The 19,871-nt window shown below is 61.0% G+C and carries 18 protein-coding genes; 10 read left to right on the forward strand and 8 right to left on the reverse strand.

Annotation, left to right across the window (positions count from 1 at the left end):
* Positions 1–58 precede the first annotated feature (58 nt).
* From NLM27_RS42070 to NLM27_RS42080, 3 genes are read left to right on the forward strand one after another with little or no spacing between them, the layout of a single operon-like run.
* Complete coding sequence (locus tag NLM27_RS42070; RefSeq protein ID WP_254149220.1) at positions 59–862, forward strand: GntR family transcriptional regulator; 804 nt, start codon at positions 59–61, stop codon at positions 860–862.
* Complete coding sequence (locus NLM27_RS42075; RefSeq protein ID WP_254149221.1) at positions 862–1,680, forward strand: aspartate dehydrogenase; 819 nt, start codon at positions 862–864, stop codon at positions 1,678–1,680. The genes NLM27_RS42070 and NLM27_RS42075 overlap by 1 nt, the downstream gene beginning before the upstream one ends.
* Before the next feature lie 59 nt (positions 1,681–1,739).
* A complete protein-coding gene (locus NLM27_RS42080; RefSeq protein WP_254149222.1) occupies positions 1,740–2,603 on the forward strand; it encodes an alpha/beta hydrolase in 864 nt (287 codons plus the stop codon).
* 1 nt (position 2,604) lies between these two features.
* On the opposite strand, the gene NLM27_RS42085 is transcribed toward NLM27_RS42080, so the two are convergent.
* Positions 2,605–3,387 carry a helix-turn-helix transcriptional regulator gene (locus NLM27_RS42085; RefSeq protein WP_254149223.1) on the reverse strand — a complete coding sequence of 261 codons (783 nt, stop codon included), beginning with the start codon at positions 3,385–3,387 and terminating at the stop codon, positions 2,605–2,607.
* A gap of 112 nt (positions 3,388–3,499) precedes the next feature.
* Here NLM27_RS42085 and NLM27_RS42090 point away from each other — a divergent pair, with 112 nt between their 5' ends.
* Together NLM27_RS42090 and NLM27_RS42095 are read left to right on the forward strand one after the other, a co-directional pair.
* On the forward strand, positions 3,500–4,558 hold the full coding sequence (locus NLM27_RS42090; protein ID WP_254149224.1) for a hypothetical protein: 1,059 nt from the start codon (positions 3,500–3,502) through the stop codon (positions 4,556–4,558).
* Between the two features lie 19 nt (positions 4,559–4,577).
* Positions 4,578–6,005, forward strand: coding sequence for an aldehyde dehydrogenase family protein (locus NLM27_RS42095; protein ID WP_254149225.1), 1,428 nt, complete (start codon positions 4,578–4,580; stop codon positions 6,003–6,005).
* Between the two features lie 360 nt (positions 6,006–6,365).
* Here NLM27_RS42095 and NLM27_RS42100 read toward each other — a convergent pair whose 3' ends face one another.
* Positions 6,366–6,713 carry a hypothetical protein gene (locus NLM27_RS42100; RefSeq protein WP_254149226.1) on the reverse strand — a complete coding sequence of 116 codons (348 nt, stop codon included), beginning with the start codon at positions 6,711–6,713 and terminating at the stop codon, positions 6,366–6,368.
* 74 nt (positions 6,714–6,787) lie between these two features.
* Positions 6,788–8,779 (reverse strand): hypothetical protein, encoded by a 1,992-nt coding sequence (locus NLM27_RS42105; RefSeq protein ID WP_254149227.1) that lies wholly within the window; start codon positions 8,777–8,779, stop codon positions 6,788–6,790.
* Here NLM27_RS42105 and NLM27_RS42110 point away from each other — a divergent pair.
* Positions 8,669–10,048, forward strand: a complete 1,380-nt coding sequence (locus NLM27_RS42110) for a DUF927 domain-containing protein (RefSeq protein ID WP_309144825.1) — start codon at positions 8,669–8,671, stop codon at positions 10,046–10,048. The genes NLM27_RS42105 and NLM27_RS42110 overlap by 111 nt on opposite strands.
* 487 nt (positions 10,049–10,535) lie before the next feature.
* Here NLM27_RS42110 and NLM27_RS42115 read toward each other — a convergent pair whose 3' ends face one another.
* Both NLM27_RS42115 and NLM27_RS42120 read right to left on the reverse strand, forming a co-directional pair.
* Positions 10,536–10,847 (reverse strand): DUF736 domain-containing protein, encoded by a 312-nt coding sequence (locus NLM27_RS42115; protein ID WP_254149229.1) that lies wholly within the window; start codon positions 10,845–10,847, stop codon positions 10,536–10,538.
* A 692-nt stretch (positions 10,848–11,539) separates the two neighbouring features.
* Positions 11,540–11,722, reverse strand: a complete 183-nt coding sequence (locus tag NLM27_RS42120) for a hypothetical protein (RefSeq protein ID WP_254149230.1) — start codon at positions 11,720–11,722, stop codon at positions 11,540–11,542.
* 149 nt (positions 11,723–11,871) lie between these two features.
* Between NLM27_RS42120 and NLM27_RS42125 the strand changes: the two genes are divergently transcribed.
* Complete coding sequence (locus tag NLM27_RS42125) at positions 11,872–12,072, forward strand: hypothetical protein (protein ID WP_254149231.1); 201 nt, start codon at positions 11,872–11,874, stop codon at positions 12,070–12,072.
* A gap of 235 nt (positions 12,073–12,307) precedes the next feature.
* On the opposite strand, the gene repC is transcribed toward NLM27_RS42125, so the two are convergent.
* The 3 genes from repC to repA form a co-directional block, all read right to left on the reverse strand.
* A complete protein-coding gene (repC, locus tag NLM27_RS42130; protein ID WP_254149232.1) occupies positions 12,308–13,525 on the reverse strand; it encodes a plasmid replication protein RepC in 1,218 nt (405 codons plus the stop codon).
* 252 nt (positions 13,526–13,777) lie between these two features.
* Positions 13,778–14,776: a plasmid partitioning protein RepB gene (gene repB, locus NLM27_RS42135; RefSeq protein WP_254149233.1), complete on the reverse strand. Its 999-nt coding sequence runs from the start codon at positions 14,774–14,776 to the stop codon at positions 13,778–13,780.
* A complete protein-coding gene (gene repA / locus NLM27_RS42140; RefSeq protein WP_375142349.1) occupies positions 14,776–16,002 on the reverse strand; it encodes a plasmid partitioning protein RepA in 1,227 nt (408 codons plus the stop codon). Before repA ends, repB begins: the two co-directional genes overlap by 1 nt.
* Positions 16,003–17,682: 1,680 nt before the next feature.
* On the opposite strand from repA, the gene NLM27_RS42145 reads away from it, so the two are divergent.
* The 3 genes from NLM27_RS42145 to NLM27_RS42155 all read left to right on the forward strand — a co-directional run bounded on the left by NLM27_RS42145 (position 17,683) and on the right by NLM27_RS42155 (position 19,859).
* The gene (locus tag NLM27_RS42145; RefSeq protein WP_254149234.1) at positions 17,683–17,928 is read left to right on the forward strand and encodes a type II toxin-antitoxin system VapB family antitoxin; all 246 of its coding nucleotides are present in this window, start codon (positions 17,683–17,685) and stop codon (positions 17,926–17,928) included.
* Positions 17,928–18,323, forward strand: a complete 396-nt coding sequence (locus NLM27_RS42150) for a type II toxin-antitoxin system VapC family toxin (protein ID WP_254149235.1) — start codon at positions 17,928–17,930, stop codon at positions 18,321–18,323. The genes NLM27_RS42145 and NLM27_RS42150 overlap by 1 nt, the downstream gene beginning before the upstream one ends.
* 318 nt (positions 18,324–18,641) lie before the next feature.
* On the forward strand, positions 18,642–19,859 hold the full coding sequence (locus tag NLM27_RS42155) for an RHE_PE00001 family protein (RefSeq protein WP_254149236.1): 1,218 nt from the start codon (positions 18,642–18,644) through the stop codon (positions 19,857–19,859).
* The last annotated feature ends 12 nt before the right edge of the window (positions 19,860–19,871 follow it).

Below are 19,871 nucleotides of genomic sequence, written 5' to 3' on the forward strand. Positions count from 1 at the left end.
GGATACTTGCAAAGAGTCAATCCCCCGCTCACAAGGCCTACCTTCCAGGGAGGTCGCGGTGGGCAAGTCGGATAAAATCGATATGACAGGGAAGCAGAACAACTCGGTCGTGCGCTACGCGCCGATGCACGACCAGATCCTGCCTCATCTGCGCAAGGACATCATCGAGAACCGGTGGAAGTCCGGCGAGCGACTGTCAGAGCCCCTGCTCTGCAAGGAGTTCGGCGTTTCCCGCACTCCGTTGCGGCAGGCACTGACGACCTTGGAATTGGAAGGTCTTGTCCGCCTCATTCCGCACGTCGGGGCAGTTGTTACGGACCCAGACGAGGCAGAGGTCGGCGAGCACATGGAAGTCCTGATTGCTCTCGAACAGCTTGCAGCGACGCGCGTAGCCGAGGCCGGTAGGCCCGAAGTGCTGCGCGAGATTCAGCGGATACAACGTGAGATGAATTCCGCCGCCAAAACCGGAGACGCCGCGCGCTACTATACGCTGAACGACGCGTTTCACCTCGCAATCGTGCACGGCACCGGCAACCGGTCGCTTATGGATTTGCATGAAAAAGTGATGTGGCACGTCCATCGCGAGCGCTATCGCGTCAATTTCGGCGAATCGGTCACCTCAGACAGCGCGAGCAGCCACACCGATCTCTTGCAGGCCATCCTGAAAGGCCAGACGGAAGCTGCCGGCCTTGCGATGCGCGAGCATCTGGAGCACGTCGGCCGCCTGATGCTGGCGCACCGTCAGGCGCAAGGCGCGGCGGCGAAGCCGGTCAAGGGGCAAACATCCGCAACCAAGCGCGGTGCTCGCGGCAAGCCGGCGCCACGTTCCGTGCTGCGCGCCAATCGAGAGGATACGATCTAATGCTTAGAGTGGCGTCCAAACCTCCGCGGCTGGTGTTCATCGGCTGGGGCGCGATCAATTCGCGCGTCGGCGCCCTGCTGAAGCAGCGCGAAACACCAGTGGAGATTGCCGCCATCGCGACGATGGATACGCCACGGGCGCGCGCCGAGCTGCCGCCCGGCGTTGCATTTCTCGGCTCACCGGACGAACTTGCGGCCATCAGGCCCGACCTCGTGATCGAGGCGGCCGGCCGCGCTGCCATTTCGCAGTGGGCGCCCGCTGCGCTCGCCGCCAGTCCCGCCATGATCACGGCGTCCACCAGCGCCTTCAGCGACGACGGTCTGCTCTCCTGGCTAAACGACCTAGCCGAGCAACACGGCAGCCGGATCGAGCTGCCGTCGGGCGCGATCGGCGGCATTGATGCGCTCGCGAGCGCCGCCGTGCTGGGAATCGACGACGTCGTTCATCAGATCGTCAAGCCGCCCCGCGCCTGGATCAATACTCCGGCGGAACGGCTCGTTGCCCTCGATACCATGGGCGAACGGACGGTGTTTTTCACCGGAACGGCGCGGCAGGCGGCCGCGACCTATCCGCAAAACGCCAACGCGACGGTGGTCACCTCGCTCGCCGGAATCGGGCTTGATCAAACGCGCGTCGAACTGATCGCAGATCCGGCCTCGACGATGAACGGTCACCGCATCATCGCCAGCGGCGCGTTCGGCCGCATGGATATCACACTCGAGAACAAGCCGCTCGCGACCAACCCGAAATCATCTGAGCTGACCGCGCTTAGCCTGGTTCGTCTGATCGAACATCGTGCCAGGCGCATCATCGTATAAGGCCTCAGTAATCAATGGACCGAACACGCCCTGGCATTCCGAACGAGTTGCGCGAGCTGATGGCCGAGATCGGCCCCCAGTGGTCTCCGGCCAAGTATGTCAAGCTGATGCTCGAAAAATTCAGCGAGATACATCGGCCAGCGTCAACGGAAGACATCGATGTCAGGATGGACCTCCCCTACGGCACGCATCCGCGCCAAAGATTCGACATCTATCTGCCCGCCGGCTCAGACGAGAGCCGCGCGGCGGTTCTGTTTGCGCACGGCGGCGCCTTCCTCGACGGTCATCGCAACCGGACCGACGAAATCTATGCCAACGTCCTACGATATTTCGCGCGCAATGGTGTCGTTGGGATCAATATCGGATACCGCTTGGCCGACGACACCCTCTATCCCGGCGCGACTGAGGATGTCGCCGCAGTGGTTGCCTGGGCGCACGAGCACGCCAGCGAGATCGGAATAGATCGCAATCGCATCTTCCTCATGGGGCACTCCGCAGGTGCGGCGCATACCGGCAGCTATGCCTATGACAAACGGCATCACCCGGCTGCCGGACCGGGATTGGCTGGACATCTCGTCATCAGTGGCAGGGTGCGGGCCGAAACGCGGGTCGAGAATCCCAATGCGAAGAAGGTTGTCAGCTACTACGGGACGGACAACACCGATGCATTGGCCGATTTTTCCCCGGTGTCGCATATCGACGAGAGCAGCGTTCCCACTTTTGTCGCCTGGGCCGAGTTCGAGAATCCACTGATCGATGTGCACTGCGCCGAGCTGTGCTTTCGCCTCGCGGTGGCAAAGCGTCGTTCACCGCCGTCGATGTGGTTGCGGGGGCACAATCATACGTCCTCGATCGGGCACATCAACACGGCCGAAGATGAGCTGGGGCTCGCTATGCTCGACTTCATCTCCCATCCGCGGTGATTTAGTCCCGCGAGAGATAGCGCCCCGGCGTCACACCGTAGGCGGCTCTGAACATCGAGATGAAAGCGCTCGGCTCGCCGAAGCCGAGCTGATCGGAGATCCGGCTCACTGGCGTTCGGGCTGACAGCAATTCGAGCGCCTTCAGGAGCTTGGCCTGACGCCTGAAGCTTCGCAGCGACAGCCCGGTCTCGGTCTTGAACTGCCGCTGCAATGTGCGCGTCGACATGTGGAGAGAACCCGATAATTCGTGTATGTCCGGGGTTTCCGCGGGCCGCTCCAGAATCTCCATCGCCACTCCTCGAAGCGACGCCGAGGTTGGAATGGGAAGATTAAGCGGTAACGCACGCGAAGCCGCGATCTGGTCGAGCATCACGTCTATCAGGCGGCCGTCGGGCCCCGCTTCTGCGTAATCGCGCGGACGTGCGACGATCGCTGACAGCAACTCCCGCATCAGCGGGTTGATCTGGACCACGGTCGTACGATCCGGCAACTCCGGGTAAGCGCTTGCTTCGATGTAAAGCGTTCGCAGACGAGTCGATGCAAGATGTCGGGTCTCATGCAAGGTATGCGCCGGAACCCACACGCCCCGCTCGGGCGGCGCCACAAAGGTCGCGCCTTCCGCCACCACGGCGATCGATCCAGAGGTCACGGCCAGGAGCTGGGCACGATCATGCTTGTGCAGAGGACGCCCTCCGCCACGTTTGAGATCCAGCACATACGCCACCACCCGGCGCGCCGACTCTCCATCCGGCGGGATCAAGACGTCAGGATGAATATGGCTCATGCTTTCTGTCGTTTCATAACAATTATCTGACAGAATAGCGCTAACGCGCCGCGTGGCAAGCCGCGTAATTTCGGGGAAGAGAAGCAGTCCACCTACTCAGGAGGAACACCCCATGATGTCCACGGTTGTTGGCGGCGCCATGCTGCCCCACGCGCCTCAATTCTTCACCATGCCCGACACCGAAGACAAGACGGTGGTCGAGAAAGTAAGGCAGGTCGCCGCCGATCTCGGCGAGAAGCTCAAGGCGCTGAAGCCGGATCTCTGGATCATCTTCTCGAATGATCATGCCGAGCAGTTCTTCCACAACGCGGCGCCGCCCTTCACGGTGCATGTCGGCGGCGAGGCCAGCGGCGAATTCGCCGGTCGCAAGTTCCACTGGAAGGTCCCGAGCGAGATTGGCTTCGAGCTCGTCCGGCAGCTTTATCGCCAGAACTTCGATCCCGCCTTCACCAGCACCGCCAAGATCGACTACGCGATTGGCATTCCCCTCACCCATCTCGGGCTGACGGAGCCGGTGCTTCCGATTTACGTCAACGCTTACCTGCCGCCGCAGCCAACGATGGAGCGTTGCTATGCCTTCGGCCAGGCCGTGGCGCGCACCGTGACGGCGATGGGCCTCAAGACCGTCGTGCTCTCGAGCGGCGGCATGTCGCATTTTCCTGGAACGGACCGCTACTCGAATCCGGAGCTCAGCTGGGACAACAAGGTTCTGGACAAGCTCGCCATCGGCAACCTCAAGTCACTGATTGGCTATGATGAGGTGGAGCTCGATGACACGGGCAATATCGAACTCCGATGCTGGGCCTGCGCGGCCGGCGCGTTGGGCGAGCGCAAGCCCGACGTGCTCTCGATGGACCCGAGTTGGCATCACAACTATGCATCGCTGGGCTGGTACAGCCCGCAGGCAGCTTCGCGCGAAGCGCACTATCCCTCGATCAGGCCGGAGCTCGTCGAACTGACGTCGGCGCTTCATGCGCTCGCACATGAGCCCGAGAGCCGCACCCAGTTCGTCAAGGATGCCGCCGCCTACGCGGACAAGTACAAGCTCGCCAGCGAGCAGCGGCAGGCGCTGATCGCGCTTGATCTCCCGACGCTGACGAAGATGGGCACGCATCCCCTGGTGCCGTTCCTCGCCAACATGCACATCCAGCGCATGCGTGCTGCCCGCTAACGCAAGACGGACCCGCCCCATGATCTCGCCTCTCTACGCCAGCTTCATCGATGGAAACATCGCTGAGGACGCGCGAAATGTGTTCGACCTAATTGCGCCCCAGGACGGCAAGATTGTCGGGCGGATCGCAGAGGCGGGACAGCCCGGCGTCGACAAGGCAGTGGCGGCGGCAAGCGCCGCCTTTGCCGGGCACCGGAAGCAGCCGACCCATGTTCGCATCGGCTGGCTCAAGGCGGCGGCAAAGGCCTTGCTGCAGACCAGCGACGACATCGCCGCCATCATATGCACGGATGTGGGCAAGCCGATCCGGATGGCCTCCTTCGAAGTCCGCCGTGGCGCGGAATTTCTCGAAGCCACAGCGGCCGCGCTGACGCAGTTCGGCGGCGAGACCGTACCGCTGGATGTGACACCTGCAGGCGCGAACCATTTCGGTTTCGTGCGCCACATCCCCTATGGCGTAGTTGCCGGCATCACACCGTTCAACGCTCCAGTCAACCTGCTCGTCCAGAAGGTCGCGCCGGCCATCGCAGCCGGAAACGCCATCGTGGTCAAGCCGGCTCCCGCCGGGACGCGCACCGCTCTGAAGCTTGCACAGCTGTTCCTGGATGCTGGCTGGCCTGAAAACCTTTTCACCGTCGTCACTGGTGACAAGGAGACGGCCGCGGCCTTGGCCGCACACGAAGGCGTCCGCGCGGTCTCCTTCACGGGCAGCACTAGCGGCGGTGAAGCGCTGGCACGAGCGGCAGGTGCAAAGAAATTTCTCGCAGAGCTCGGATCCAACGCCGCCAATATCGTGCTTGATGATGCGGACGTCACGGTCGCAGCGAAGAAGATCGCCTCCGCGGCCTTCGAGGCGAGCGGACAGCAATGCATCTCCGCCCAGCGCATTCTCGTCGCAAGATCCCGCCTTGGAGAGTTTCTGGACGCTTTTGTTCAGGCCGCAAAGTCGCTCAAGGTGGGAGAAGCTACCGAGCCGACGACGGATGTCGGGCCGATGGTCAGCGCTGCGGCCGCCGAACGCGTGACGGTAATGTGTGCCGACGCGATCGCGCATGGCGCCCGCTACGCGCTTGAACCGACACGGAAAGGCGCCGTTGTGTCTCCGGGGATTCTGGTCGATGTATCCAGCAACGCTCGCTTATGGCGTGAAGAGGTCTTCGGTCCTGTCGCGGTCGTTGCGTCATTCGAACAGATCGACGAAGCCCTCGCACTCGCCAATGATTCACCATTTGGCCTGCAGGGGGCGGTCTTCACGCGAGATCTCGGTGCAGTCCTGCGGTTTGCCGACGATTTCGATGTCGGCGCGCTCTGGATCAACGAAGCCACACGCTTTCGTCTCGACAATTATCCATTCGGAGGCGTCAAGCAAAGCGGCGTCGGGCGAGAGGGCGTGCGTCATGCGATCGAGGAACTCTCCCAGCTTAGATTTGTCGGCATGACAATTTGAGAGGCCGGTTCGTTCCCCCGGCGAGGTCAGGCATCGTGTACTGATAAGCTTTTGTTAGAAACCTTATCAGTCTGCGAACAGACTCCGCTTTTGGTAGCGTTTCAGCTTTCCGGGCTCAGGCGTAGCTTTGGTGGCGTCAGCGATGTCTTGATCGCTCGCCTTTTCATCGGATTTTCAGGGCTGCAAACTCAGGCGACGCTAGCGCTCATTTAATCTCTTGGACCGGCGCCCGATGATTCTGATTATAGGTCAACTGCAACAGACTCAATCTGTATGTGGGAAACCCCCATCTGAAAGTCATCAACAGCCTTGGCCGCTCGGGAGTTCAGATGGCGCCCCAACGGGACGGTAGCCGAGAGGTTAGATCTCGGTCGTTCCCGCCTCGTGGCCAAGCTTCTGAGCGATAGTGACGTAGTCCGCCGCGCGCTCGATGGAGCGGACCACTGACGCAAATGCTTTCGATTTCTGTTTCGCCTGTCGTGACGCCTCAAGCGTACGCTTATCAACGAAAGTCACGTCGGCATAGGCGGCCAGACAACCCAGGTGCCGATCGGCAAGTTCGCTGCCGTCCCACTCCTTGGTGTCAGGGTGATAGCGTGCGATGGCCCCGCCGATGACGCCGGAGGGTATCGCTAAGCGCCGTTTCGAGGAAGCGTGCCCGCTTTTGGCGCGCGTGGTCCTTGGCCGCCGCGTCGGTTGCGGCTGCACCTAGATGCGCTGAGTCGAACGAAATGAATCTCGGTCGTACCAGCAGAGATTCGGAACCTATTCCAGCCACGTGGCTAGCCGGACGCTACTAGTTTCTTGTAAAGATCGAGCATTCCTGGAAGCGTACGGCGGACTTTCTCCGTGCAACGGATCGCCTCCGCGCGCAGACCAAGATCTGCCAGATTCTCAATCAACGTTTTGAGCTTGTCATCAAGGTCGAAGTTCGGCGCGCTCGATTCCAGCATCCTTTCAAGGAGCGAAGCGGCCCCAGCGGGATCCGTGTCGACGAGCCGCGCGAGTTCCTCAACCATCTTATCGCTGGCGTAATCTGTGTGGACATATGGCACCACCGCCGCCAGCAACGGCCTGGTGCGGCCGTCCAGTTTCTTGATGTAGGGGCTAAGGCGACTTAAGCGCGCCATAAAGTGTTCAGATATCGTGCCGCGCTCCTTGAGCCACGTCAGACATCGCTCCCAGAAGACGAGCACTCGTTCTACCTGTGCGTCTGTAAGTTCGTCACGACGAACCTGCCAAAATAGGTCGGCCAGAGCTTCAACGTCTTCGACGCCCGCTGCAAAAATCGTCTGGACGATCGGTGAGTCAAGTTGCTCGTCACCCCACAAATAGGCCAAGCCGACCCACTCGATGACGCGTTCTCGCCCATTCTTATCCTCGAGCTTTGCCGCGAGCGCTTCCGCAAATATCTTGTGGCCGGCGAGAAGCTGATAAATCGGACGATTAGGACCAGCATAAGCCAAGCCACCAATCGCTACCTTGAAATTACTTGGATAGTCGCGCGCGGGAAACATCTGCGCCACATTGGCCGTGAGCCAATCTAGGCTCAAGTAGTGAAGGTTGCCGATGTAGGATGCCGAAAGCGTCGAAAACTCAAAATTTCCGTCTCGGCACTTTGCCAGCTCCGCATCAAAGGCGCCCCTCATGCTCTCCCAGACCGCACTATGCGACTGTGTTGTCTGGTCTGCAACACGGCAGGCGCGAAGCGCGTGATTGTACATAGCTCCAACCGCATGACCTTTTTCCGTATTGAGTGCGTGCGTCATCGGATCGGAGAGGCTGAGATCGCCAGACTCGGCTCGGGCTAACATCGTCGTAATAATGGCCCAGCCTTGGGGGAGAAGCTCACCCGGATAGGCGGTATCGTCGTCGCGTGTTGCGTTCTCCAGAAAACTTGCGATTAGCGATCTCATCCACGCGCGCGTAGGTATGAGATCCGCCTTTTCATCCTCTACGACTTTGTCCCAAAAGCCTTCTTCAGCGACCGTCTCTGCGAAAAATCGCATGAGCTTGGGCCATGCTGACTTCCAATCGAACTCCGGTTTCGCGTTGTTCGAAGGATCGAACAGCTTCTTGTACCCTTGTATCAAGGCATGCTGGAACGGCACCTTGGCGGCGTGAAAGTCCGAGAGCAGCGACAGGAACGCGTCAGGCTGGCTCGAAACCGCGTTTTCGAGAGCTGACACTAGGCCACCGAGCGTCGGACCGCGCCAAAAATCGCCTGGCTGGAAGCTGTTCAATCGCTCGATCAACGAACCATCTTCGGCGAATGCAACCAGCGAGTCAGTCTCATACGGCGCGGGGCCAGGACCCCAACGCGTTTCGTGATATGACAGAAAGTCTGGATGCTCGGTGACAGAGCCCGACTCAGGCGCGGCTGTCAGTTCGGCAAACCAAGCGGCCGCTTCGGGCTGGTCCTTGATGGCTGAGAGCCATTCCCGCTGCGTGAATTTCAGGCGACGTTCCCGATCTTCCCCTTTCGACGGCATGGATAGGTTTCGAATGGCATCGATAACCTTCGTCTTTCCATCTGGCGATAACTCTGCGAAACGCGACGAGAGAAGGCGATAGAGTTCGTGCCGGTGTCCAGACTGGAACATTGTTGGACTTATCATGGGCTCGAAAACCGGCTTCAGAACCTCTAAATGTTCGGTAACCGTGTGCAGAGCGATGCGGCGAATGATTTCGGACTCATCGTTCAGAGCCGTCCTCACATATGCGGTCGCATCTACAGGCGCTGTCTCAAGCCATCCATTCAGAACGTCGCGCAACCCCTCAACGAAGCGGTTTTCGGGACCGTAGAAGTCTCGGTTCTGCGGGTTTGTTTCGATCGCGGGCCGCCAAAGCGCGCTACCGTAACCACGTGCTGCTCATTTGCGGCGCCCCTCTTGCGCATCGCGAACGAGCAGTCGTTCGGATTTTGTCTCGCAGGGAAGACCGGAGGCGGAAAGACGACAGCCACCTTGATCGGCTCGTCAGTTGGTGGGGCCGGTCAGATCGACCAGTTGCTCACTTGGAACGCAACATTGGCTGGCCTTGAGCCAGCCCTGCGCTCACATAATGACTGCCTGATGGTCGTCGACGATCTAAACAAGATGCCAGTCGCATCTGAGAAAGAAAAGTATCGCAGTACAAACAATTTCGCCCACAATCTTGGAACAGGCTCGACCAAGCGACGCAGCCCCGCGTTCGACGAAGGTTCGGACAATGGAGAGCAATACCGGGTGATTTCGCTCACATCAGCAGAGACTACAATAGCGGAGCTTGCGGCCAAGTGCGGCGAGCAAAGAGGCGGTGATGCTCGCCGCCTAATCGATGTACCCATTTACTTGGACGGTCTCGATCATATCTTTGATCGAGTGCCAAACGCTGGTCAGCTCGGCCAGTCAGAATTGCAGCAACTGTTTTCGGCGGTTTACACCGCGTGCGCCAAAGACCACGGCGAAATCTTCGCACAGTATATCAGGTTTCTGATCAGGTCTCGGGCAGAGCTTCGGAACAAGATCATCAGACACGTGAACCGGTTTCGGGCGAATGCGGCCGGCAGGGCAGATGGCATCGTGTACGCCGACATCATACGAAAATTCGGCATTGTCTATGCCGGCGGCGCACTTGCGATCGAAGGCGTTGACCTTCCCTGGAAAAGGGCAGAACTCCTGGACGCAATCGCCAAATGCTGCGATACGGCTCTCGATACGCTTTCAACTGAACAGCGAACCCTCGAGGCAGGTTGGAAATTGCTCAAGGCCCGGCTGATGAGCTTACCAAGGGCTTCGACGATCGAGCGCAGTGAGTATGATTCGATGGAGGGGTATGTCGAGCCAGAGCGCGGTCGATACCGCTGCATAGTGAAGACCGACAAGTTCAACCGCGTCTTTGTCAATGCTTTGCAGCGCAAACTCGTGCTGGACGAATTGGCACGACGAAACTGGATTACTCGATCGCGGTCGAACGAAAAGCAGGGACAATTCATTTGGCCCGACGGCGTTCGAAGGCGGTCGCTGGAAATTAACTGGGCTCGCCGAATGAGCAGCGCATGAGAAGTAGGGGCAGATCGTGAGCAGCTTGCTTCCCGATCTTGCTTTGACTTCGCTACGGTTTTGAGATAGTTTTACAAGTACACACGGTTATCCGGTGTCAAGCTAGTTCTCCTCCCCACTCAGTCTTAAGACGAGTCACGTGAAACAATCGCCGTTGGTACCGGCGACTGGCACGTCAAAATGGAGTCGGAATCTGCTGGTCGCGCGCGCAACGCGCGTCTTACGGACGAACATTCGCCCGCTTCTGATCGTCGCACATCTCGTGGAAGAACCAGTGCGGCTATCTGCTTCTCAAACTCAACCACGACCCAGGACGTCGATTCGACGCCCTGCCGACAGCTTACGCCGCGGTTGCTGAGCAGGCAGCAAGCTGCTGCCTACTGCAATCTATCGGCGCGCAATTCTTCGATAGTGTCGATGGTCATGATCGCATCTCCGGTCGAAGGGAAGCAGGCCCCGCCTTGCGGCGGAGCCCACTGGCTGAGCTTCAGTCCCGGTTCTGCCGGGACCAGATCAGCTGGAGACCTTCCGCACCTTCGACCTCGGTCAGGGTGGCGTAGATCGGAGCGGGGAAGCTCGGATCGTCCAGCTTGACGGAGAGGTAGTCGCGCTCGGTGTCCTTGGCGGTCTTCTGCCAGGCCGCACCCAACTCGACGTTGCCCGAGTAGATGCGGAAGTGCGGTCCCTTGTCGGAAGGGTTCTCGACGCGGATCAGCTTGGCCTTGACGTTGAGGTTGAGCGTCTTGATCGCACCGGAGAAGCCATTGCGCGTGGAGGTGAAGGTGCCGATGGTAGCCATTGTCTCATTCCCTTGTTTTCTCGGGCCGCGCCCATCGCGACCTCGATGGCGGTCGTGAGACCGGAGGCGATCGACCTGCACCCAGAGGGCCGAAATGAAATGGAGGGCGGCCGGCAGCGACTTTCTTGAACCGCGAGGAATGGCGCGCAGCGCCAGGGGAAGAAAGTCGAGGACGGACGTTGCGGGGACAAGATCGAGAGCCCGCGAAGCGGGATCGCCCTTCGGTCAGACCAGCTCTATCGAGGACGCAGATGAGTGCGCCCGTCGCGAAAACACATGGAATGAAGACAGACGGCCCTATGCGCCATTCGGATCTCGAGGCAACGGGCATCGCGCCGAAACCTAGTTCACCTCAAGCAGGGCCACCTAAGCGCCGCGCGATCACTTGCAATGGAAACCGTCGCTGTCAGCAACGTCGGCGAGGTCGAAGTCGCCACAGCAAGATCGATAACGAGGCTCCGACCTTCGCCATGTGGATGCACCTCGCCCTCCGCATCAATGCGACCTCCCTGCAGGGCGTGAACAGATGGTAGCGTCGGTGGACAAGCCGGGCGCCGGCTCCGCGACGATACCGCCGGCGCGCGATGGACGACGCTGGTGGTGCGGGTTGCAACACCACAGCGTTGGATCGGTTCGTGAGCACAATCGGCCTCCGCAGCAATCCGGCTGCCGGGCTCGATACCGATCGGACGCTATTTGGCAGGCGGCCGCAGCGGGCTATCCGCCCACTTTCGGGCGGCGGGATCGTGCAGCGGATCATCCTCGCAGACCAGGCAGAAGTAGCGCGGCCGGCCATGCGCGACGTCTTCGGACGCAGCCGTCATCGGCTTCCCGCACTTCGGGCACAGCTTCCGGCTCAGGTAGAGCGGTGTCATGGATTTTCCGTGCCGGTACCAGCTTAGTTCCCGGTGTGCCGCGAACACAAGTAGATCGCCGAAAACTTGACCGTATGTACCAGACCGCTTGACGTGGAGCGCGTCCAGCATTGAAATCCGGCTTTCAGTGATGTTGCGGGGGTGGCGTCGTGGAAGAATTTTACAGGAGCTTCGCGCAGCGGGCGCGCGATCTAGCCGAGAAGGCGGACCCATTCACCAGACGGCGGCTCCTCGACCTGGCCCAGCGATACGACCTCAAGAGCAGACCAGGATCACCCGGCGGACGATCCATCCCGCCCCAGCGCGCAACGCCACCGACCGTGCTGTTCTCCGGCTCCGGCGAGGCCTGACGAAAAGGTCGCAGTGCAGATCGTCGGCCGCTTCACCGCCACATCGTGGGCGCGCCGTCAGTCTATGTTCTGCCGCTCCCCTTCTCCGTCCTTCACATCGCGCCACGGTGCCTCCCGCGCCCTCCGGCGGCATCGCTTCTATCAACCATCGAACACTTCAATCGCGCCCGCAGTGCAGTTCGCGTCCAACGGTGCCGGAGACGCAGTCGCAGGGCGTTGGAACGCCCGCTCGCTGCTAGGAAGCCTGTTTATCATTCGCAGTCTTTTGCTTCTTCCAGAGCGCCATGATCTGCGGTCCGATGGAATAATTGCCGGCCCTAGCTTTCGCTGTAAGACCCCGCAGGTAGCCGCCCGGACTTTTGACTTCCGCCGAGCGTTGCAGAATCGCGGCGACCGTAACCGCTGCATCGCCCTCCCCCATCGCGTCCACGGCGTCTTCCCAGGCGCTCGGGCTGACCCCCAGCGCCGATCGAACGATCGCGGCCGTCGCGATCAATTCCGGCCAGCTTCCGATTCCTGTCCGCGAGTACATCGCGATGTCGGGACAAGCCTTGAGGATCAGCCCCAACGGGAATCTCGTCGCCTGTTGGCTCCTCCTCTCCGGCACCGGTTGGGTTTCACTGATCGCGCCCCTGCCTTCTTGAGAGGCCGGTTCAAGTTCAATTAAGGGGTCTGGATTTGAATTCTGATAGTGCGCGCCGGAATGGCTGTCATTGCCGTCCGTTTTCTGTGCAGAGAGATGACAATCCAACAGCTTGCCTGCCTCTGCGGCGAGACGCTCCAGGTTTTCGGCCAGAGGCTCGAGGAGGCCTAGCCCGACCGCGCGCGGCAAGCGGCCACTGAGACCGGCAAAGCGTCTCCGGACATCCCCCCAGTCGCCCAGGGCCCCCTGCTCCGCCGCAACGGCAATCATCTTGGCGATATCCCGCCGGAGTATCGAGACACGCTCCCGCGCCAGGGCGATGGTGCGGCGCTCGATCCTCACCTCGTCGGCCAGACGATCGAACTCCTCGGCCCGCGCAACGATCGGCGTCAGATCGAACCCGAACGCCTGCTCGATTGTGCCATCGCCGCATCGCCGAGCGTATCGCTTTCCGTTGGGGCTATCGCGGCGGATGATGAGTCCCGCGTTGACCAGCGCGAACAAATGCCTTCGGAGCGTGGTCCCTGCCATGCCGTGCGTGCGCTCGCTCAGCGACGCATTCGAGGGGAAGACAACGAGGTTGCCAGGGGTAAGAGCCGTCTCCGGTAGACACGTCAGCAAGGCGTTGAGCACGGTCAACGCACGATCCGAGATATCGAGCCGCTCCCTCGCATCGGTAATCGCGCGGAAGATCTTCCACTTGTGAACTACCCTGTCTTCAGGGCATGCCTTCGCGGCCGCCTGGCTCGCCACCATGGCAAGCGTCAGCGTCCGCCGCCCGAAGGGCGTCGTTGGGTGACTGTCGGTCATGTTCTTCGCCTTTCCAGGCAAAGAAAAAGCGCTCGGCGAATCGATACCGCAGCAAATACGCTTGACTGGGATTCGCGTCCGTGATTCTCTAAGGCTGCTTACACGTTAGAGAAGGCTTCCGGGGCGGAGACGTTTCGGGGGCCTTTTTCTTTGCGTTCTACTCCTCTGTTGAAAATCGATACGCCTACTGATCGCGCCGCAAGCCTTCGTCGCTGGCTGCGCCATGTTTCGCACGAGCCTCGGGAAGCGCGCCTACGCAGTTCCCTTGAGGTACTCCACGTAAAGTTCAGCTAGTCGCCCTACGACGAATTCACCGAACCCCGGGGCGACCTTCTCGTTTACCGCGAGGGTGGTCTTTTCCGTTTTGCGTTCGATCGAGGCGACCGCCTTGCCGTCAGCCGACGTCCAGGACTCGGGTTCCGTTCGCTGCGGCCTGGGCGCAAGCGCTGCACATACGGCAAGGAAGCGCGCATCGGAATCTTTACTGCGAAAGGCCTGGCTCGATACCAGCTGTGCCAAGTCGCCGATTGCATCCCTGCCCTGGAGCAAGGCTTCGAGCTCCATCCAGCGTCTCCGGCCCGTCTTCGGCGCTGGGCCGATCGCCTCGATCAACGCACGCGGAATGGCTCGGCCGACCGAGATCAGGCGGGAGAGTTCGGTCTTGTCGACGCTAAGGGCGGAGCCGATCGTGTCGCGCTTGAACTCGCGGTCCTCGAGAGTGACGGCGTAGATTGCCCTCTCGATGAACGAAAGATCCTTCCGTTCGCCGTTCTCCTTGCCTTGCGCCACCACGAGCTCTTCGTCGGTCATCTTCCTGATGACCGCACGAACTGGCTTTCCGAGCGCCTTCAGCGCCCTCACCCGGCGATGACCGTAAGCCGTCTGGTAGCGGGTCGGCTGACTCGGATGAGGACGCAGTAAAACAGGAACGAGCTGGCCGTTGGCGGAGATCGATTGGACCAGCGCCTCATGCTCCTCGTCCGTACCAGGCATCCGGTCGGGTACGATTGATGCGTCGATCAGCGAGGGATCGATTTCGAGCACTGTCTCGCCATTGGCGAACCGATCGGCCAGCGCTCTCGCCGCTTCGCTCTCGGCAGACAGTCGCTCAAGTGATCGGCTCATGGCTCCGACGACGCCACGCCCGCCGAGGGTAGGCTGAGACGCCCTTCCCTCTTCCGCCGGCGGCGCGCTCGGGGCGGCCTGCGTGGCATCGCTCAGCAGATCGCTGAGTAGGTTCTTGCGTCCCATCAGGCTCTCCCCCAAGCCGCTTGCATGAGATTCTGGATTTCCCCATTGACGCCGTCGAGCGACTCCATCGCGCGGTCGTAGGTCGATCGCGTAAACTGTTCGCGCGGCACCTCGTAGAGGGTTTGCTTGGTGATGCCGGCGTCGCTGATCGCGGTGCTTTTCAGCATCATGTTTGTGATCATGCGATCGCCAAAAAGCGACCTCATGAAGCCGACCATCTGCGCCTGCGGACCGTCGCCCGGTTCGTAGCGGGTGACCAGATATCTCATCCAATCGTAGTTCATGTTGCCGCCGGCTTTCGCAACGACTTCCAGCAAGTCCGAGGTCATCAGGAGGAATTGCGACATCGACATCACGTCGAGCATTTGCGGATGCACCGGGATGAGGACCGCGGTCGCGGCACATAGCGCCGACAGCGTGAGGAATCCCAGCTGGGGCGGACAATCGATGACCACGGCGTCATAATTCGCCTCCACCGACCCGAGCACCGTCGCCACCCTTGCGAAGAAGAGTGGATCTCCGGACTGCCGCTGGGCCAGAGCCTTGGGCGTCTCGTGCTCGAACTCCATCAGTTCGATGTTCGCTGGCACGATATCCAGGAGCGGGAAGTAGGTCCGTCGGATGATGTCGCTCAGCTCGCGGCGGCTGTCGTCGTAGCGGATGGCACCATACAAGGTGCCATTCTCTTCGACGTCGAATTCGGGCTGGTATCCATGCAGAGCCGACAAGGACGCCTGAGGATCGAGATCGACGGCAAGAACGCGATATCCTTGCAAGGCGAGGTGCTGGGCCAAGTGCGCCGCGCTGGTGGTCTTGCCGCTGCCGCCCTTGAAGTTGACGACGGCTATGACCTGCAGGTGCTCCCCTCCCCTGCGCGTCGGCAGATATCGGCGCGAGGCCTTTCCGGTCTCATCGAGATAAGTCCGAAGGGCCTGGATGTCGTCCAAGGAATAGAGACGTCGGCCGGCCGGGCCGATCTCGGGATCGGGCCCCTTCTTCTCGAGCGACAACTGCCGCAAATAGGAGTCGTTCACGCCGATCAACTTGGCCGCTTCGCCGGACGAGAATCGACGTAAGGTTTTGGCGGCTTTCGGCGGGAAGAGCTTCAGTCTGTGGGCGACAAGCTTTGCCGACAGCTCGCGAGCGTCCGCAGCGATCAGTTCATGGATCGCGCGAGGCTCATTTAACGCCGAATGATCGGCGACAGTTTGTTCCGTTAAAGACACGGCGGCATCTCGTGGTTACGACATTTTGCCGAAAACTCTACATTCGGCGTTAGTAACTCCGATTCTCTACCGCTCGGCAATGAAGAAAGGGTTAACAAGACATTAAGGCGAGACGGCGGGGGCCAGGCCAACGAACCAGTCGTGCAAAGGCCGAGCTCCTGCATGCATCGCGATTCAACGAGGCAGCAACAATGCGGACGCGAAGCGGTCCCCGGCTGGGCGAAGTTCGCCCGCAATCCCACTCACCTACTGAGAAGTGGTCTCGGCCAGACTGCTCGACGTCGCCCACTTCAAGCACCCTGCCGGCCGCAGTCGCTCGGCGCCACCAGCGACAACATCGCGGCTCCCTAGCCGCCGAACATCCTGCCGTGGAAGGCGCTATACCTTCAAAATCCAGGGATAACGCCATGAAGATTTCTTCCGCCGCTGGATAAGCTGCTGCCAGCTCAATGCAGTGTTTGTCTGGGACAGAATATCTTGGGGCGCGAGCGGCGAAAGATCTCGGCCCGTGGCGGGTTGAAGGGGCTTACTATCTCAAGCGAGACCCCTTCTCTCCAAGACTTCCGAACCATCCGTTGGCTAGATCGAAAGGCACCCTCCTCCGGTCGGGCCGATCGTTGATTGCGATGACGTTCTGCGGTGTCTCGATGCAGCGGAGAGCGCGAATCTCCACAGGGCGTCACCGACTTTCCTACTGGGGCTGGGTCGGCTTTGCGACCTTTCGAGCCGCTCCACTCCTCGCGTCGTCTGAGGCAATTGGCAAACGATGCCCCATGCGACGTTCCGCACCAGACCGGCCTGCGCAGGCTCTGCTCGAAGATGTCCGTCAGGCCAGTTTCGAACTCTGCGATTTGCAAGTCGACTTGTCTTCTGCGTGTTGAAGCTGATGGTCAAAGACGTTGGTCCCAGATTCGATTTTTTGGCGAACGTGTGAGTCTGGACGGCCGCGCCCACTCAAGGTCTTACCCGTATCTTCCGGCACTTTTGACAGGGGGGCCGCGTCGTATGACACTTCGCAAAAGTTGACCGCGGTCAACTTTCCAACGCGAGGGGTTTACCGAGCGCCGGACCCGTCTCGGTCAGGCGCTCCTACGCTGCAGGAACCCCGACCGTGGGCCGGCTTTCCGCGGTATCCCGGCACCTCTAGATCCGCCGGGGGCGTGCGCGCTCGAACGCTGAAAGTTGACCGCGGTCAACAAGCTGGACAAGCCCAGTTGCTCGCGCGGAAATCAGAGCGTCTGGCCGGTCATTTGAAGGAAAGACGTGGGGCCCGGCCCAGATAACGCCATTCGACCCAGCATCTCGAGGTCGCCCGGGCCCTAACGGTTTGTGCCGCGAGTAGGAAGGGAGCGGACTTTCCAGCCCCGTAGGCCTCTGCGATTGCATCCGGCTGGGCGACCCATTTCTCGGGTATCGGCAGGCCACAGGGCATTCAGAGCCCGCCGGCTCTACTCGGCTGGGGCTGAACTCGGCAGGGCCGCCGGCTGAACAGACTTCTAGGAGGAGCGTACTGCTCCGAATTCAAGGATCTGCGTAGGGGCGAAGGAACTTCTCGCGTTAACCATCAGAATTCCGCGAGCCACCGTCAGGAGGCCCTGGCGCTCAATTTGGGACGAGACTTCAAGTAGTGTATCCGGTATGCTATATAAGGATACACGGCGGTGGGTAGAGGAGCGCCCAATGGCTTTCCACATTAAGAATCCCGAGACCGACGCGCTGGCCCGCAGGGTCGCCGCGCTCAAGAAGATCGGGCTCACCGAGGCCGTGCATACGGCACTTGCCCACGAGCTGGAGCGCGAGCAGGGCAAGCCGTCCTTGGTCGATCTGGGCGTCCAGTTCTGTCGCGATCTCCGGGCCAGGAGCAATCCGCAAAAGGGCAAGCCGGCAGACAAGGCGTTCCGCGACGGCCTTTACGGGGGTGACTGATGTTTATCGATGCCTCGGCTCTGACCTCATTGTTGACCGACGAAGACGAAGCGCGGGAGCTGTTGGCGCGCCTTCACCAAGCGGCCACGCGCCTGACCTCGCCGCTGGCGGTGTGGGAGGCAGCGATCGCCGTGGCCCGAGTGCTTGGTCTCCCAATTTCGGAGGCTAGCGAAGCGGTCGAGAGCTATTTGGCGCTGATGGAGATCAAGATAGTGCAAGTGCCCCCCGAAACGGCCCGGATCGCGCTCGATGCTTTCGACCGTTACGGCAAGGGGCGGCACCCGGCACGGCTTAATTTCGGGGACTGTTTCGCCTACGCCTGCGCCCGCTATTTAGGGGAGCCTTTGATGTTCAAAGGCACCGATTTCCCGCAGACGGACATCGAAGCGGCATGACGCCGTCGGCGCAGGAGTGCTCACGGCAAGTGTAGACCAGGACGAGAGAGATACAAATCGCCGTCGATGACCGGCCAGCGATCGGAAGGGCAGGGGCCTTCAAGAAGGCGGGGCTGCCTCAAACCACCCAAATCGATGGCGGCACAGGCCGCGTCGGATGACCGCGGTCAGCTAAATTTAGGGGTCGACCCTCCTTGATGGGACGCCCCTTGGCTTGATTTTCAGGCCCTCGGGCCGCGAGAGCCACTAAGTTTGTGTTCTGACGTGGATTGTTGTCGATAACAGTGGCTAGCAAGACAACCGAAAGCGGCCGTCGCTATGACGGAACCTATCCGCCTGATAGATTCCGTTTCAACAGCACTTGTTAAGGTAATCAAGGCCTTGCTCTTCGGCTACAAAACGCCAGATCCGTTGCCCTGGGCCGCTATCGCCCGCCCGCTTGCGACCGCGGAGGACGCGCTTGCCCGCCTCGACGAACGCCTCGCAAAAAGCCCGATTCGGGATGGGTGGGTCAGCCGAAACCACTTCACCGACGCTTGCGCCAGTCTATGGCTGGAGGGCGAACTCGTCCACCTCGAAGATCTGGTTCTCCATGACGCCGGCATGGATATCCGCGCCCCGACACATGAGCTGACTCGGGCGCGCGCCGTGCTGCGCGCCCGCCGTCGCATCGACCGGGAAAAGCCCGACTGGGCATTGTCGCCGGCCGGACTTGCCAGCTTGCGCGGCCAAGACGGGACAGGCGACCTGGACGGGGTAGGCGGCGAGGAGGACTGGAGTCGGGCAGGGGGCAGCGATGCGAAGGAGGCCGGCGATGTGTTGGAGGCAGAGGAGCCACTTGCATTAACCCCGAGGGACGGTCGACTGTCTGAGGCGTTCGCCGCGGTCGATGCAGCAATCGCCAAGGCCGATCGCGCCCTCGCCAGCGATAGCCGAACCCAGATGCGCCGCGCGACCGAGCGCGATCCACTGGTCTACGACATCGACTGGGACGAGGACGCGCGCCTTGCCGCCTGGCGCGACAGCCTTGATGAAGCCCGCAGCCTGCCGCCGACGCTCGCGGCGGCCATTGCCGCCGATGCATGGCGCAGCATCGAACCGCTACAGCACAGGCCATGGCTCGGCCAATTGCTAGCGGCGGCACTGTTGCGTCAACGCGGTAAAACACGCTCGCACCTCGCCTGCCTCTTCGACGGGCTTAAAACCATTCCGCGCGAGCGGCGCCGGTCGCGCGACACCGCGACGCGGCTTGTCGCGGAGCTAGATGCCATCACGGCTGCGGCCGGAGTCGGGTTGAAGGCGCACGATCGGTGGCTCAACCAGCGCGCGCTACTGCTTCGGAAACTAACCGGCCGCCGGTCGACTTCCAAACTCCCTGCGCTCGTCGATTACGTGTTGAGCCGTCCGGTTGTCTCTGCGGGCATGATCGCTGAAGAATTGGGAATCACGTCACGCGCAGCATTGAGCCTGGTAATCGAGCTCGGCCTGCGCGAGGCCACCGGGCGAGGGCGGTACCGGGCGTGGGGAATCCTCTAAGAGACCTCGGGC

This window comes from Bradyrhizobium sp. CCGB12, assembly GCF_024199845.1.
In the GTDB taxonomy this organism is placed as follows: Bacteria; Pseudomonadota; Alphaproteobacteria; order Rhizobiales; family Xanthobacteraceae; genus Bradyrhizobium.